This is a genomic window from Winogradskyella sp. UBA3174 (assembly GCF_002364335.1).
Taxonomy (GTDB): Bacteria; Bacteroidota; Bacteroidia; order Flavobacteriales; family Flavobacteriaceae; genus Winogradskyella.
In genome coordinates this window covers 22,071-39,042 of record NZ_DEXW01000026.1, presented here as the reverse complement: position 1 = coordinate 39,042, position 16,972 = coordinate 22,071, and the positions used below count along the sequence as shown (strand labels likewise).

General features: G+C 34.3%; 14 protein-coding genes. 10 read left to right on the top strand and 4 right to left on the bottom strand.

The genetic code is table 11. The features are described 5' to 3' along the window. The first annotated feature begins 69 nt into the window (after positions 1-69). A complete protein-coding gene (thiL, locus tag B2U95_RS03740; protein WP_296312996.1) occupies positions 70-1,116 on the top strand; it encodes a thiamine-phosphate kinase in 1,047 nt (348 codons plus the stop codon). 299 nt (positions 1,117-1,415) lie between these two features. Here the strand turns inward: thiL and B2U95_RS03735 are convergent, their stop codons facing one another. Together B2U95_RS03735 and B2U95_RS03730 are read right to left on the bottom strand one after the other, a co-directional pair. Continuing rightward, a complete protein-coding gene (locus B2U95_RS03735; RefSeq protein ID WP_296312994.1) occupies positions 1,416-1,658 on the bottom strand; it encodes a hypothetical protein in 243 nt (80 codons plus the stop codon). Between the two features lie 78 nt (positions 1,659-1,736). Continuing rightward, complete coding sequence (locus B2U95_RS03730; protein WP_296312991.1) at positions 1,737-2,513, bottom strand: alpha/beta fold hydrolase; 777 nt, start codon at positions 2,511-2,513, stop codon at positions 1,737-1,739. Between the two features lie 94 nt (positions 2,514-2,607). Between B2U95_RS03730 and B2U95_RS03725 the strand changes: the two genes are divergently transcribed. From B2U95_RS03725 to B2U95_RS03715, 3 genes are read left to right on the top strand one after another with little or no spacing between them, the layout of a single operon-like run. Next, complete coding sequence (locus B2U95_RS03725) at positions 2,608-4,158, top strand: serine hydrolase (protein WP_296312989.1); 1,551 nt, start codon at positions 2,608-2,610, stop codon at positions 4,156-4,158. Further along, the gene (brnQ, locus tag B2U95_RS03720) at positions 4,159-5,460 is read left to right on the top strand and encodes a branched-chain amino acid transport system II carrier protein (protein ID WP_296312986.1); all 1,302 of its coding nucleotides are present in this window, start codon (positions 4,159-4,161) and stop codon (positions 5,458-5,460) included. A gap of 13 nt (positions 5,461-5,473) precedes the next feature. Beyond that, positions 5,474-6,169 carry a DNA adenine methylase gene (locus tag B2U95_RS03715; protein ID WP_296312983.1) on the top strand — a complete coding sequence of 232 codons (696 nt, stop codon included), beginning with the start codon at positions 5,474-5,476 and terminating at the stop codon, positions 6,167-6,169. Between the two features lie 34 nt (positions 6,170-6,203). Here the strand turns inward: B2U95_RS03715 and B2U95_RS03710 are convergent, their stop codons facing one another. Both B2U95_RS03710 and B2U95_RS03705 read right to left on the bottom strand, forming a co-directional pair. Continuing rightward, on the bottom strand, positions 6,204-7,496 hold the full coding sequence (locus tag B2U95_RS03710; RefSeq protein ID WP_296312981.1) for an aminopeptidase P family protein: 1,293 nt from the start codon (positions 7,494-7,496) through the stop codon (positions 6,204-6,206). A 230-nt stretch (positions 7,497-7,726) separates the two neighbouring features. Next, complete coding sequence (locus B2U95_RS03705) at positions 7,727-8,026, bottom strand: hypothetical protein (protein WP_296312977.1); 300 nt, start codon at positions 8,024-8,026, stop codon at positions 7,727-7,729. Positions 8,027-8,222: 196 nt separating this feature from the next. On the opposite strand from B2U95_RS03705, the gene B2U95_RS03700 reads away from it, so the two are divergent. The 6 genes from B2U95_RS03700 (at position 8,223) to B2U95_RS03675 (ending at position 16,972) form a co-directional block, all read left to right on the top strand. After that, on the top strand, positions 8,223-11,066 hold the full coding sequence (locus B2U95_RS03700; protein ID WP_296312974.1) for a WD40/YVTN/BNR-like repeat-containing protein: 2,844 nt from the start codon (positions 8,223-8,225) through the stop codon (positions 11,064-11,066). A gap of 136 nt (positions 11,067-11,202) precedes the next feature. Continuing rightward, a complete protein-coding gene (locus tag B2U95_RS03695) occupies positions 11,203-12,438 on the top strand; it encodes a hypothetical protein (RefSeq protein WP_296312971.1) in 1,236 nt (411 codons plus the stop codon). A gap of 99 nt (positions 12,439-12,537) precedes the next feature. Further along, positions 12,538-13,224, top strand: coding sequence for a succinate dehydrogenase cytochrome b subunit (locus B2U95_RS03690; protein ID WP_296312968.1), 687 nt, complete (start codon positions 12,538-12,540; stop codon positions 13,222-13,224). Between the two features lie 14 nt (positions 13,225-13,238). Beyond that, positions 13,239-15,236: a fumarate reductase/succinate dehydrogenase flavoprotein subunit gene (locus tag B2U95_RS03685; RefSeq protein WP_296312965.1), complete on the top strand. Its 1,998-nt coding sequence runs from the start codon at positions 13,239-13,241 to the stop codon at positions 15,234-15,236. A 10-nt stretch (positions 15,237-15,246) separates the two neighbouring features. Then, positions 15,247-15,993, top strand: coding sequence for a succinate dehydrogenase/fumarate reductase iron-sulfur subunit (locus B2U95_RS03680; protein ID WP_296312962.1), 747 nt, complete (start codon positions 15,247-15,249; stop codon positions 15,991-15,993). A 79-nt stretch (positions 15,994-16,072) separates the two neighbouring features. Next, on the top strand, positions 16,073-16,972 hold the full coding sequence (locus B2U95_RS03675) for a M28 family peptidase (RefSeq protein WP_296312959.1): 900 nt from the start codon (positions 16,073-16,075) through the stop codon (positions 16,970-16,972).

Genomic DNA, 16,972 nt, shown 5'->3' with positions numbered 1-16,972 from the left:
AATCGATAGTTAATTTAAATAACGTGGATAAAGTATCAATATTTAATAAAAGCATAATATTTTTGCATTATGATTGAAGATAAAAACCCACAACGCACTCCTTTAAGCGAATTAGGAGAGTTTAAACTTATAGAACATTTAACAGAGCATTTTAAAGTAACTAAAAAGTCTACAGTAAAAAGTATTGGTGACGATGCAGCAGTATTAAATTTCGGTAAAAAGCAGGTTGTTATTTCAACAGACCTATTAGTTGAAGGCGTTCATTTTGACCTAAGTTATGTACCTCTAAAACACCTAGGTTATAAAGCTATAGTTGTTAATTTATCTGATATTTATGCGATGAATGCAACTGCAACACAAGTCACCGTTTCTATTGCAGTATCTAATCGTTTTCCGTTGGAAGCATTAGAAGAATTGTATGCAGGTATAGCTATGGCAGCAAAATTATACGACATTGATGTTGTTGGTGGTGACACTACATCTTCAACCTCTGGATTAATAATCTCAGTCACTGCAATTGGTGAAGTTGAGAAAGGAGGTGAAGTTTTACGATCTGGAGCAAAACCAAATGACTTACTCGTTGTTACAGGCGATATTGGAGGAGCTTATATGGGTTTGCAAATTTTAGAACGCGAAAAAGAAGTTTTTAAAGTGAATCCAAATAGTCAGCCAGATTTATCAATGTATACCTATATTATTGAGCGTCAACTTAAGCCAGAAGCGCGCAAAGATATTGTTGAATTATTAGAAAAAATTGGAGTAAAACCAACCAGCATGATTGATGTTAGCGATGGTCTCTCATCTGAGGTTATTCATTTATGTAAACAAAGTAAAGTGGGTGTAGATATTTTTGAAAATAAAATCCCTTTAGACCCACAAGTAATTTCTACATGCGAGGAATTTAATATAGATAGTACGACTATAGCTCTAAATGGTGGTGAAGATTACGAGTTATTAATGACCATATCTCAAGAAGATTTTCCTAAAATTAAAGGAAACCCTAATTTAACGGTTATAGGTTATATGACTGATGAAGACAGAGGTATGCATTTAGTTACCAGATCAGAAGAAAAAATTCCAATTATTGCAAAAGGTTGGAATGCACTTAAGAGTTAGACATTAATAATCTTTGGCTGCGGTCTAAGCGTTTTTGATGTACACGATTTAATACTGAGTTTATTTCTCTGTATTTTGGTGTAAGAGGAATAAAGTCTCCATTACTATCGATTGTCATTTCAGACTTACATTGTTTGCACTTATATTCTTTAACGTGGTATGTTATATTTTTAGATACTTTATAAGCGTGACCGAATAAAGAGCAATAGATATTTTTCATTTAACGTGTTGTATTAAGTGATTAAATCTTTGAGAGAATTTAAAGATAACAAAACAAGTTATTAACACGTTATTAACAATTAATAAATCGATGAACTGATTGTTTTTTGCTTCAAACGAGACATTCTATTATTGTAAATACGTTCTAAAGCCATATTTATTTCCTGAAACTTAGGAGTAAGCTCAGTTAATTTTCCGTTGCTATTAGTCGTCAATTGTTTTTTACAACATTTGCATGTGTATTCTTTGACATGGTTTGTGACTTTTCTAGATATTTCGTAATTGTGTCCAAAGAAGTCACAGTAAAGTTTAGTAGGTGCCATTGTAGATTAATTTTATGGGGTCATTTTTATTTCGTTGATAAATTTAGAAAAAAACAACAATTAAAACGTTTAAATGGATTATTTTTCGATGAATTGATTTATTGTGTAAGATAATTCTGATTTATTTTCAATATGACTCATGTGCCCTTCTGAAAACTCTTCACATTTGATATCCGTATTTATAATTTGAGATTTTAATTTTTCAATATTAATAATCCAATCCTTAGTTCCCACAATAATTAATTTATGTGAATCTAATCTTTTAAGCACTTCAAAATAATTTGATCTTAGTCTCATGCCTTCAGAAGCAGCAATATAGCCTTGAACTGAAGTTTGTAGTGCAATTAGTAGAGCATCATCAAGTTCATTTTTAAATTTGAGTCTACTTTCAGGAGCAAAAAGGTTAGCGAAAGACATACTAACTAAACTTTTAAAATTAGTTTTAGCCATATCGTTAGCACGTACTCTAAGTGCTTTACGTTGATTATCGTCAGCTTCAAAAGTAGAATTCATTAAACACAAGCTTTTAATTAGTTGTGGTTGATTTTCAGCTAAAGCCAATGCCACATAACCTCCCATAGAGTGTCCAATAATATGTGCTTTCTTAATTTCAAGATGATTTAATACAGCTAAAACAGCATCAGCCATAGCTTCCATTGTATGCACATAACCTATACAACCTGTTTCCCCATGGCCTAACAAATCAATACAAACAACTCGGTGTTTTTTTGACAATTTAGGGACTAAGTCAGACCACATGCCAACCGTTTCAAGAAACCCATGAAGTAGAACGATAGTAGAGCCTTCTCCTGAATTCGTATAATTAATATTTATGTTCTTGTATTCTAACATCATAGCTGCAAAGATAATTTTTGAAAGCAATTCTTGGATGTAATCATCACTAACATTTTAGTATATTTGAATCTATTCAAACTAAATTTTAATCTACATGTTTTTAAAGCGACTATTAATTATTGTACTTACAATAAGTGTAATTTCATTAAACGCACAAATTGAAGAAAAACAACTCGATAAATTAATCCAAGAAACCTTAACAACATTTGATATTCCAGGAATTTCTGTCGGTATTTTTAAAGACGGAAAAGAGGTTTATGCAAAAGGATATGGTGTCCGATCGTTGACCACTAAAAAGGACATGAACGATAATACCTTAGTTGGTGTTGCATCTAATAGTAAAGGGTTTACTTGTTTTGCTTTAGCAATGATGGTTGATGCTGGTAAATTAAATTGGGACGACAAAGTTAGAAAGCACATTCCTGAATTTCAATTGTATGATGCTTGGGTCACTGATAATTTCACCGTTAGAGATTTAGTAACACACAGAAGCGGTATGGGATTAGGTGCTGGTGATTTAATGTTTTTTCCTGACGGGAATGATTTTGATGTTGACGATGTAATTAATAACGTAAAACATTTAGAATCTGAAACTTCTTTTAGAAGCAAATTTGCTTATAATAATAATATGTTTATCATCGCTGGTGAAGTTTTAAAACGCGTCAGTGGATTGTCTTGGGAAGACTTTATTGAAACCAAGATTATGAAACCTGTTGGTATGACAAGTAGCAAAGCCTCTTATAATAGAGTAACCGATAAATCTAATATCATTGATGCACATACTAGAGCAGAAGGTAAAGTAATTCAAATCCCACACGATTGGAGTAGAACTGCTAATGCAGCAGGTGGCATCGTTAGTAATGTGCACGATATGATGACTTGGGCACAATTTTTAATGAATGATGCTGTCACCAAAAGTGGAGAGCGTTTATTGAGCGAACGTCAATTCTATGAGCTTTGGCAACTTCAAACCCCTTTAGGAGTTGGGCCAAATGACAGTTATAATTCTAACTTTAAAGGTTATGGTTTAGGTTGGTTTTTAACCGATGTAAAAGGCGGACACAAACAAGTCTATCATACAGGTGGTTTACTAGGAACTGTAACACAATTTACCATGATTCCAGATTTAGACTTAGCCATTGTGGTACTCACGAATCAAATGAATGGAAATGCGTTTAACACCATTACAAACACCATTAAAGATTCATATTTAGGTTATGAAAATAGAGATTGGTTGAAGAATTATGGAGAAAGAAATGTAGATTATTTAAAATATAATGACAGTATAAAAGCTGAGGTTTATGCTAAAGTTGTGAAGGCTCAAACGAATTTAAACACTCCGAAACCGAATCAAATAGTTGGAACATATACAGACGATTGGTTTGGAGATATCCTCATTTCTCATGATGGCAAAACCTACAGCATAAAATGTGAACGCTCTCCAAGATTATTCGGTGAATTATTGCCGTATAATGCGACCACTTATCTTGTAAAATGGAACGATAGAAGTTACGACGCTGATGTATTTATGCAGTTTACGTTTAATGAAAAAGGAGATGCAGAATTTGCAACCATGAAATATATTGCGCCAATTACTGATTTCAGTTTCGATTTTCATGATTTAGAACTCATTAAAACTAACTAAGTGAACATTCAACGTAAAGAACTTCTAGTCACAAGCTTTGCTCTGTTCTCATTATTTTTTGGAGCAGGAAATTTATTGCTACCTCCTTTATTAGGCTATAATGCTGGTGAAGATTGGATTTGGGTTACGATTGGTTTTATGATTACTGCTGTAGTCATTCCTATTATTGGTATTCTCGCACATGGCAGACTTCAAGGCACTTTATACGACTTTGGTAAGAAAGTTTCACCAATATTCAGTTTTACGTATTGCATTTTAATCTATGTCATTGCAGTTACGATTCCTTCTCCCAGGACGGCCGCTGCAACACATGAAATTGCTATTTATCCTGCCTTTGGTACTAGCCCTTTAGTCACTAGCGCTATTTACTTTGCCTTAGTATTAGTCTTTGTACTCAACCGTTCCAAAATATTGAATGTCATCGGAAAATTTTTAACGCCGTTTATCGTCCTAATGGTTTTAGCTGTAATTTTTATTGGTCTCTTTTATTCTGAATTATATACAGGAACATCACAATATGAGACACCAATCGTAACTGGAATTTTAGAAGGTTATCAAACCTTTGATGCTATTGGCGCAGTTGTCGTAGGAGCTGTAATTATTGTGTCATTGAATTTTAAAAACATGGCAGTTGAGGCCTATGAATCTAAGCGGGCTTTAATCCGAAAATCTGGCTTTATTGCAGGTTTGGGTTTGTTTATTATTTATGCAGGTTTAATTGCAGTTGGTGCATACTACGGTTCGGAAATTAGTATTAATAAAGAATTAAGTAACGATATGCAACGCGCCAATTTATTGAGAGACATTAGTATTAGATCTTTGGGTGAATTTGGAAACACCGTATTGAGTATTCTAATTTCTTTAGCCTGTTTTACAACTGCGGTTGGTATTATTGCAGGTACAGCAGATTATTTTAAAGGCCTATTAAATAATTCACAAACCGTTTATATTACCACTGCCGTTATTGCTTCAGTTTTGGGTGTTGTGGTTGGTCAGTTCGATTTCAATTCTATAATTGTTGTTGCTGTTCCGGTTTTACTCTTTATCTATCCGATTACAATTGTTCTTATTTTGTTGAATGTATTACCTAAAAAACTGGCTACAACTTTAGTCTTTAGAGCTGTGGTTTTAGTTACCTTTTTATTTAGTATTCCAGATGTGATTGGTTTTATAAGTCCGTCGGAAGGTTTAAAATCAGTTGCTGAATTTATTCCGTTTTCACAATACAATTTGGGTTGGGTTTTGCCAGCTTTTCTAGCTTTTGTTATTGCTTCATTTGTTCAACCTAAAAAAACAATTTAGTGAAATGAAGTACATGGGAAGCAAGGCGCGTTTCGCCAAAGATTTACTGCCAATTATATTAAAAAACAGAAAGCAAGGTCAAGCGTATCTCGAACCGTTCGCAGGTGGTATGAATATGATTGATAAAGTCGATGGTATAAGAATCGCCAACGACCAGCACAAAGAACTCATGGCCATGTGGCAAGCGTTGATTTATGAGAATTGGGATCCACCAAAATCGGTAAGTGAAGACGAATATAAAAAGATAAGAACCAACCAAGACCAATACCCAAAGCACTTAGTAAGTTATGTTGGCTTTAATTCCTTTGGAGGCAAGTGGTTTTCGGGTTACAGGCGTGATAAGCAAGGCAAACGCGATTATTGGAGCGAACATTATCGCAACATTACCAAGCAACTTCCAAATTTAGAAGGCATCATCTTGTCTTGTAAATCGTATACGGAATTAGATATACCAAAACAAAGTATCATTTATTGCGATCCTCCATATGCTTCTACAACTAAGTATCGCGATGGTTTTGACCACTACCAATTTTGGGATTGGTGCAGACAACAAAGTAAAGCTGGTCACCAAGTTTTTATAAGCGAATACAATGCACCTGACGATTTTAAATCTGTTTGGGAAAAGCCAGCGAAAACCACCTTTTCTTGGCATGCTGAGAATTTAGCGCCTAAGGTGGCTTTGGAGCGATTATTTGTATTTAAAAGTTAAACCTAATTTTAAAATTGATTGGGAGATACAGAAATTAAGAATTCATAATTTCCTCAACCTCTTCAATTTCAATAGGAATATTACGCATCAAATTAAAAGGCTCACCTTTGTCTTGGATAACCACATCATCTTCCAAACGAATACCAAAACCTTCATCCTGAATATAAATACCAGGTTCAACCGTAAAGACTTGGTTGGCTTGCATTGGCTCGTGTAATAAACCGTAATCGTGTGTGTCTAAACCAATGTGGTGTGATGTGCCGTGCATAAAGTATTTTTTATACGCTGGCCAATCTGGGTTTTCGTTTTGTACATCGGCTTTATCTAAAAGACCTAAACCTAAAAGTTCAGATGTCATTAGTTTACCAACTTCAACATGGTATTGTTCCCAAAGTGTCCCTGGAACGAGTAGTTTTGTTGCATCATTTTTTACACGATTCACCGCATTATAAACCGCCTTTTGTCTATCATTAAATTTTCCAGACACAGGAATCGTTCGCGTCATATCACTTGCGTAATTTGCATATTCAGCACCAGCATCAATAAGAATTAAATCGCCAGCTTTACATTGTTGGTTATTCTCTATATAATGTAAGACGTTGGCATTGTTTCCTGAGCCAATAATTGGTGTATAAGCAAATCCTTTTGAGCGGTTGTTTAGAAATTCATGCATAAATTCTGCTTCGAGATTATATTCCCAAACACCAGGTTTTGTAAATTTAAGAATACGTCTAAATGCTTTTTCGGTAATGTCGCAAGCTTGTTGCATTAAGTCTAATTCTATTGGGTCTTTTACAGAACGCAGACGTTGTAAAATAGGATTGCTCTTTGCTACACTATTTGCAGGGTATTTGTTGGTTAACCATTTGGTAAAACGATCTTCTCGCGTTTCTGTTTCTATATTGGCTCTATAATGTTCGTTGGTGTTAATGTAAAGCGTTTCGGATTGTGTCATTAATTCAAACATCACCTTTTCTAGATCTTGTAACCAATACACCGTTTTTATACCAGAGGTCTCAAAGGCTTTATCTTTTGTTAGTTTTTCACCTTCCCAAACTGCAATATGTTTATTCGTTTCTTTTAAGAATAAAATCTCACGATGTTTTGCTTTTGATGAATCTGGAAATAACACCAAAATACTTTCTTCTTGGTCCACTCCACTTAGATAAAAAATATCGCGATGCTGGGCAAAAGGCAAAGTACTATCTGCACTTACAGGATAAATATCGTTAGAGTTAAATACGGCTAAACTACTTGGCTTCATTTGGGCCATAAAGTTTTTGCGGTTTTTTATAAAAAGGTTGCGGTCTATTAAATCGTATTTCATTTGGTGAAAATTTATTTTTTTAATTCTGTCAAATAGCATGTTTAATTCGTGTTTTTCGGAAAGCATCAAATTTTAGTTTGACAGCATTTCATTAGAAAAATTTATTTTCGGTCTCAGTGAAAGCGGAAATCTTATTAAACAAAGCATGTTCCTCAAAAATACCAATTTGAAAGCCATAAAAAAAGGCAATCGTGTTAAAGACTGCCTTTTTATAAATTTTGAAATAAAAGTTATTTCGCCATAGCTTTTTTTATCATTCCGATAACAACCATAACAATACCACCACCAACACCACCTCCGGCAACACTGCTTAAGATACTTGTAAGGTCCATACCTGTAGATGCTTCAGCTGCTGCTGCTCCACCAAGGCCTAGCATACCAAGAACTTGGCCGCCAAGTCCTCCTCCAACAATACCTGCTACGGAATTCCATAAGGTGCCTAAAGATGATCCCTTCATGAGCTTGCCAGCAACAATTCCACCACCAGCTCCACTAATTAATTGAATAATTAAAGGTAAATACTCTTCCATTTTATTTTGATTTTATTAGTTAATTGGAAACAATGTAATAAATTTATATAATAAAATGTTAAAATACAATGAAATTCATAATATTTAAGCAATAAAACGATCAAGTTGTTGGTTTTTGATTTTGTTAAACTTTAGTTTATGCCTTTGATGATTCTCTTATAATTGATTAATTTCAGGATTCTAAAAATTAACCAACATGTTAAACTTAAGACTCCTTTCGCTTGTATTTTTTCTGAGCTCATTTTTTGCTATTGCGCAACAACCAGCAACCTCTGCTGAAACTGTAAAAAATGCTTTAGCACAAAAAGCAACAATGACACAATCGTCATTAGTTAAAAACGTACCATTTAAAAATATTGGCCCAACTATTATGAGTGGTCGTGTGGTAGATTTGGATGTTAATCCTGAGATGCCTTCTGAGTTTTATGTAGGTTATGCTTCTGGTGGTGTTTGGCATACCACTAATAATGGCACAACATTTACTCCAATTTTAGATAGTTCGGATACGCAAAATGTTGGTGATATTGCAGTGCATTGGCCAACCAGAACTATTTATGTTGGTACAGGTGAAAATAATGCATCACGTTCCTCTTATGCAGGAATTGGAATTTTAAAGTCTACGGACAACGGAAAATCCTGGGCTAACCTTGGACTTATGGACGCACATCATTTTGCGCCAATATTAATTCATCCAGATAATCCAGATATTGTTGTGGTTGGTGCAACAGGTCATTTATATTCTTCTAATGAAGAACGTGGAGTTTATAAAACGACAGATGGAGGTAAAACATGGAAACAGACGTTGTTTGTAGATAACATGAGTGGTATTATTGACCTACAGAACAGTCCGACAAATTACAATATAATGTTTGCAACATCTTGGACTAAAGATCGTAAAGCATGGAATTTTACTGGAAATGGGAATAATTCAGGCATCTATAAAAGTACAGATGCAGGTGAAACTTGGGCTAAAGTATCTACTAAAGAGAGTGGTTTTCCAATAGGTGAAGGAGTTGGTCGTATCGGTATAGCTGTATTTAATGATGATGTAGTTTATGCTGTTCACGATAGTCAATTTAGACGAAAAGATGAAAAGAAAAATAGTAGTAAACCTGGTTTAGTTAAAGATGATTTTAAGACCATGTCTAATGCTGACTTTTTAGCCTTAGATGATAAAAAGCTGAATATATTTTTAAAGACCAGTGGTTTTCAGGAAAAGTATAGAGCTGAGAACGTGAAGCAAATGGTGCGTTCTGGGAATGTTAAACCAATAGATTTAGCCAAGTATTTAGAAGATGCGAATTCAATGTTGTTTGACACACCAGTTGTTGGTGCTGAGGTTTATAAAAGTACAGATGGTGGAAAAACTTGGAAGAAAACACATGACGATTATTTAGATGGTATTTTTTACAGCTATGGTTATTATTTTGGACACATCCATGTGTCACCTACAGATGAAAATGCAATTTATATTTACGGAGTACCTATTGTAAAGTCTAAAGATGCTGGTAAAACTTGGACTTCTATAGGTGCAGAAAATGTGCATGCAGATCATCATGCACTTTGGATAAACCCTAAAAACCCAAACCATTTAATTAACGGAAATGATGGTGGAGTTAATATTACTTATGATGATGGTGAAAACTGGATTAAAAATAACTCACCTTCAGTCGGGCAGTTTTATGCAATAAATGTAGATAATGAAAAGCCATATAATGTATATGGTGGCTTGCAAGATAATGGTGTGTGGAAAGGAGCTAATACGGCTCGCGAAAATAAAAGCTGGCACCAACGTGGTCAGTACCCTTGGAAATCTATAATGGGGGGAGATGGTATGCAAATTCAGATAGATAATCGTAACGCTAATGTGGTTTATACTGGTTATCAATTTGGAAATTACTTTAGATTAAATACAGAAACAGGAGAACAAACTTATATTCAACCAAAACATACGTTAGGCGAAAACCCATACCGATTCAATTGGCAAACCCCTATTTTATTATCTCCACATAACCAAGATATTTTATACTTAGGAGGTAATAAATTGATGCGTTCTATGAACCAAGGAAGCGATTTTGAAGCCATAAGTGGTGATTTAACAAACGGAGGAAAACCAGGAAATGTAGCTTACGGAACTTTAGCTTCTGTAAGTGAAAGCCCATTTCAATTTGGCTTAATCTATACAGGTAGCGATGATGGAGTAGTGAGTGTTACTAAAAATGGAGGAGGAAGTTGGACAAATATCACAAGGGATTTACCAAAAGATTTATGGGTAAGTCGTGTTATTGCATCGCAACATAAAAAGGAACGTGTTTATGTAACGCTGAACGGTTATCGCTGGGATCATTTTAAAGTTTACACTTATATAAGCAATAATTATGGACAAACTTGGAAAGACATTGGTAGTACTATTCCGGTATCACCAGTTAATGTGATTAGAGAAGATTCTGCTTCAGAGAATATTTTATATTTAGGAACTGATAATGGAGCTTATGTTTCTTTTGATATGGGAAGTTCTTGGGAGGTATTTTCAAGCGGAATACCAAATGTTGCTGTTCACGATATTATAATTCAGCCAGAAGAGAAGCACCTTTTATTGGGCACACATGGTCGAAGTATTTACAAAGCAGATATCTCTTCCCTACAAAAAACAAATGCAGATATGATGTCAAAATCTATCACATTTTTTGATGTTAATTCTGTAAGATATTCTAATCGTTGGGGAAGTGCTTTTAGCCAGTGGTCTGATGCTTTTGAGCCAGAAGTTGAGATTCAGTTTTTCAGTAATTCTTCAGGAACTAAAATTGTTAAAATTCTATCTGAAAACGGAACAGAACTAAATAGTATGTTTGTTAATGTTGATAAAGGTTTTAATTATACAGATTATAATTTAGAGCTTACCGAAAAAGGAAAGAAAGCGTTAATGAAAGAAGATAGTAAATTAGAGTTTAGGGAAACTGGAAACAAAAAGTACTATCTACCAAAAGGAGTCTACACCATACAGATTGATAACACAAAAACGAAGTTGGAAATAAAATAATTTGACACTTCTTTCACATTTATTTGGCAAACCTTACCAAACCTTATACTAACTTGGCGTTAAAATTATACGCTACTTATGTTTAATGCGTTAAGGTTTTAGTTATTAATTAAATCATCAATCAATCAATCAATATATGTTAAAGTATACATCTTTAATCTTTTTAGTTATAATCTCATTATCAGTAAATGCACAAAAAAATATAACGGAACAACTCAGTATCTTCCTAGATTGTAATGTTTGTGATAACGAATTTCTAAGACAAAACTTAGGGAATGTACAGTTTGTAAGAGATCAATTTTTAGGAGATGTGCATGTATTTTTTGTAACTCAAAGAAATGGAAGCGGAGGGAGAAGCTTTGAGGTTGATTTTATAGGTAAGAATGAGTTAGAGCCTATAAATTACAAGATTACGTTTTCTACTGATGCTAATATGACTAGAGATGAGGTAAGAAAGAGAACGCTAGAAAATTTAAAACTAGGCTTAGTAAGGTTTTGGATTGCAAAAGGAACTACAGCAGATGTTACGGTTAGTGTGCCTACTCCGGATGATGAAAAAGAAGAAGTAGAAGATGATGATCCTTGGGATTATTGGTTGTTTCAACTTGGGGCTGGTGGGTTTTTTAATGGCCAGGAACAAAGTAGATCAAGCAATGTAAACGTAAATGGATCAGCGCGAAGAGTCACCGAAAAGAATAAATTTTCTTTGCGTGTGCGTTTCAGTGAAAGTCGCAATGTTTTTGAGTTTGAAGGCGAAGAAATTGTTGGGATTAATGATAGAAAATCTCTAAATATAAGTGATATCATAAGCATTACCAACCATTGGTCCTATGGGTTTTTTGGAAGTGTCAGGTCTTCAACATTTAACAATACAGATATGGCGTGGACTTTTAGACCAGCTTTAGAGTATAGCTTTTTTGATTATGTAGATTCTGCAAAAAAGCAATTAACTATTTCTTACAGAAATGGAATTCGGTTTAACGATTATATTGAGCGTACCGTTTTTAACAAAGATGAAGAATATTTATGGGAACATGGCCTTTTAGTTGGTGGTAGGATTAACCAAGAATGGGGTAATTTTAATGCAGAGGTGTCTTACAATCAGTTTTTAACCGACACCAGTTTGTATTCGGTAAATTTTTTCCTAGGTACAAGAATCCGTTTATTTAAAGGCTTTAACTTCAATGTAAGCGGAAGTTATTCGATCACAAGAAATCAAATTAACCTACCTGGTGGCGACTTATCTCTAGAAGAGTTACTATTACAGCAGCAGCAATTACAATCTGGTTTTAATTATTTTGTAAATATTGGCTTTAGTTATTCTTTTGGATCTATTTACAATACTATCGTAAATCCAAGATTTGATTTTTAGATTAAATTCATTCTAAATAAGTAATTACACTAAGGTGCAGTTGGCAATACGCTAATTGCAGTGTATCTTTGTAAGACTAACAATAAGATTAGATCTACAATGAGCGGAATTTTAAATTCTTCGATTGGAAGAAAGTTTGCAATGGCACTTTCGGCACTCTTCCTAATGGTTTTTTTACTACAACATTTTGCAATTAATATACTATCGGTTTTTAGTCCGGATACGTTTAATGATGCATCGCATTTTATGGGCACATTCTGGGCAGTTCAGTATTTATTACAACCTGTACTAATTTTTGGTGTGATTTTTCACTTTTTAATGGGTTTTGTATTAGAGCTAAAAAATAATAAGGCTAGAAGAGTAAGCTATGCAAAAAGTAATGGTGGTGCTAATTCATCTTGGATGAGTAGAAATATGCTATTAACAGGTTTAGTCGTTTTAGCGTTTATGGTACTTCACTTTATAGATTTTTGGATTCCAGAAATAAATATAAAATATATCCAAGGTGATATGTCTGGTTTAATGGATCCTAATGTTGCTGAAAGTGGTTTTAGGTATTACGAAGAATTGGTTCATAAATTTCAAAATCCACTACGTGTTGGAGCTTATGTATTATCATTTGTACTATTGAGTCTTCATTTATTACATGGTTTTAATTCTGCTTTTCAATCTGTAGGAGCAAATAATAAATATACTAAAGGGTTAAAAGGGTTTAGTAAAGTATATGCAATTGGGATTCCTCTAGGATTCGTATTTATTGCATTATTTCATCATTTTAACCATTAATAAAAACAGCTTGTATGGCTTTAGATTCTAAAATACCAAAAGGACCACTTGCAGACAAGTGGACCAATCATAAAAATCACATTAATCTTGTGAACCCAGCAAATAAACGTCTTATTGACGTGATTGTTGTAGGAACAGGGTTAGCAGGAGGTTCTGCTGCAGCAACGTTAGCAGAATTAGGTTATAATGTAAAAGCATTTTGTTTTCAAGATTCGCCAAGACGTGCGCATTCTATTGCGGCACAAGGAGGAATTAATGCAGCAAAAAATTATCAAGGAGATGGTGATTCTACCTACCGTTTATTTTACGACACAGTAAAAGGAGGTGATTATCGCTCAAGAGAATCAAACGTTCACCGTTTAGCAGAGGTGTCTACCAATATTATTGACCAATGTGTTGCACAAGGTGTGCCTTTTGCAAGAGATTATGGTGGATTGTTAGATAACCGTTCGTTTGGTGGTGTATTAGTGTCTCGTACATTTTATGCTAAAGGACAAACAGGTCAACAATTATTATTAGGTGCATATTCTGCAATGAATCGTCAGATTGGTCGTGGAAAAATTAAAATGCACACACGTCACGAAATGTTAGACGTTGTTATTGTAGATGGTAAGGCAAGAGGAATCATTGCGCGTAACTTGGTAACTGGCGAAATTGAAAGGCATTCTGCACATGCTGTTGTATTAGGTACAGGAGGTTATGGTAATGCATTTTATTTATCAACCTACGCAATGGGTTCTAATGTAACTGCAGCTTGGAAAGCTCACAAACGTGGGGCCTATTTTGCAAATCCATGTTATACACAAATTCACCCAACATGTATTCCAGTTTCTGGAGACCATCAATCTAAACTGACATTAATGTCAGAATCATTAAGAAATGATGGACGTATTTGGGTGCCAAAACATAAAAAAGATGTCGAAGCAATTCGTGATGGAAGTTTAAAGCCAACACAATTAGCTGAAGAAGATAGAGATTATTACTTAGAGCGTCGTTATCCTGCTTTCGGTAACCTAGTACCACGTGATGTTGCATCTAGAGCAGCTAAAGAACGTTGTGATGCTGGTTATGGAGTCAATAAAACAGGAGAAGCTGTTTATTTAGATTTTGCGTCAGCATTTATGCGTTATGGAAAAGAGCAAGCACACGTTAAAGGATTAAACGAAGATGATGATGCACTAGTTAGAAAGCTAGGTCAGGAAATCGTTAAAAACAAGTATGGAAACTTATTTCAGATGTACGAGAAAATTGTAGATCAAAATCCATACGAAACACCAATGATGATTTATCCAGCGGTTCATTACACAATGGGCGGTATTTGGGTTGATTATAATTTAATGACTACGGTTCCTGGTTTATATGCCATCGGAGAAGCAAATTTCTCTGACCATGGTGCTAACCGTTTAGGTGCATCGGCATTAATGCAAGGTTTAGCAGATGGCTATTTTGTATTACCATATACTATTGGTGATTATTTAGCGCACGATATTAGAACAGGACCTATTTCTACGGATTCAAAAGAATTTGATGAAGCTGAGAAAAGCGCCACCGAGATTATAGACAAATTAGTTAATAATAACGGTACACATTCTGTAGATTACTTCCATAAGAAATTAGGGAAAATCATGTGGAATAAATGTGGTATGGCTAGGAACGAAAAAGACCTTAAAGAAGCAATTACTGAAATTACTGAATTAAGAGCTGAGTTTTGGAAGGATGTTAAGATTCCTGGTGAAGCTAATGAATATAATGAAGAATTAGCAAAAGCTGGTCGTGTAGCAGATTTCTTAGAATTAGGAGAATTATTTGCTAAAGATGCTTTGGTAAGAGAAGAATCTGCGGGTGGTCACTTTAGAGATGAATATCAAACACCAGAAGGGGAAGCGATGCGTCGTAAGGAATTTCAATTTGTATCTGCTTGGGAATTTAAAGGAGAACCAAAAGATGCTGTACTGCACAAAGAAGACCTAGTGTACGAAAACATAGAAGTGAAAGAGAGAAGTTACAAATAAAAAAAGAGCTATGAATTTAACGTTAAAAATATGGCGTCAAAAAAGCGCTAAAGACAAAGGAAAAATAATTGATTACGCAATTGGTGATGTGTCTCCAGATATGTCATTTCTAGAAATGCTAGATGTTTTAAATCAAGATCTTATCGAAAAAGGAGAAGAACCAGTCGCATTCGATCACGATTGTCGTGAAGGTATATGTGGTTCGTGTTCTATGTTTGTTAATGGTCAGGCACACGGCCCAGATTCTATGGTAACTGTCTGTCAATTACACATGCGAAGCTTTAATGATGGTGATACTATTTATATAGAACCATGGAGAGCAACAGCTTTTCCGGTGATTAAAGATTTAATTGTAGATAGAAGTGCTTTTGATCGTATTCAACAAGCAGGTGGTTTCATATCTGTAAACACATCTGGTAATACGCAAGATGCAAATTCAATACCTATTGAAAAAGAGAATGCAGATAACGCTTTTGATGCTGCAACTTGTATTGGTTGTGGTGCTTGTGTAGCAAGTTGTAAAAACTCTTCAGCGATGCTATTTGTATCTGCTAAAGTGTCTCAATTTGCTTTGTTACCACAAGGACAAGTTGAAGCTACAGACCGTGTTATGAATATGGTAAAGCAAATGGATGATGAAGGTTTTGGTAACTGTACTAATACCGGTGCTTGTGAAGTAGAATGTCCAAAAGGCATTTCTTTAGAAAACATAGCACGTATGAACAGAGAATACTTATCAGCTAGTTTTAAAGGCTAAATTTTTTAATACATATTTAATTAAATCCTAAGTAAATACTTAGGATTTTTTCTTTTCTTTGATTTTCAAAATACCTAACATGAAAAATATAGTAACTTCCTTTGCATGTCTCTTATTTTTTGTATCGCTTAGTTGCGCACAAAATAAGAGCACAAAATTTAATGAAGACCAACTTTTAGAACGATTAAAAACATTGAGTTCAGATAAATTTGAAGGTCGTAGAACTGGAGAAAAAGGAAACGATTCTGCTAGAGCTTACATTATTAAACAATTTAAAAGTTTAAACGTATCTGGTCTTAACGGTAAATACGAATATCCGTTTTCGTTTGAAATTAGAGATAGAAAATTTAATGCTAATAATGTTTTAGTAGAAATTAAAGGCACACAATTTCCTGATAAATATATTGTTATTAGCGCACACCACGATCATTTAGGTGTTTCTGGAGACAAAATTTATAACGGAGCTGATGACGATGCCTCTGGAGTAGCAGCACTTTTTAGTTTTGCTGAATATTTGACTAAAAACCCACCAAAGCATTCTGTCATATTAGCAGCTTTTGATGCCGAAGAATTAGGATTAAGAGGTGCTAAGTATTTTGTTGAAAATTTTGATACTAGTGCTATAATGGTTAATCTAAATATGGATATGATTAGCCGTAGTGCTAAGGATGAATTATATGTTGTTGGAGCACGCTATAATAAGTCGCTTAAAGCTATTGTAGATAATTTTGAAAACCCAACATCGTCAAAACTTTTACAGGGACATGACGGTACTGATGGTAAACAAGACTGGACAATGTCTTCTGACCATGGGCCATTTCATAAAGTAAAAATTCCATTTTTATATTTTGGAAACGAAGACCATTCAGCGTATCATAAACCTACAGATGTTTTTGAAGCTATAACACCAGAATTTTACAAGAATTCTGTAAAAGTTATTCTGTCAGTTTTTGAAACTATTGATACTTCAGTATTATAA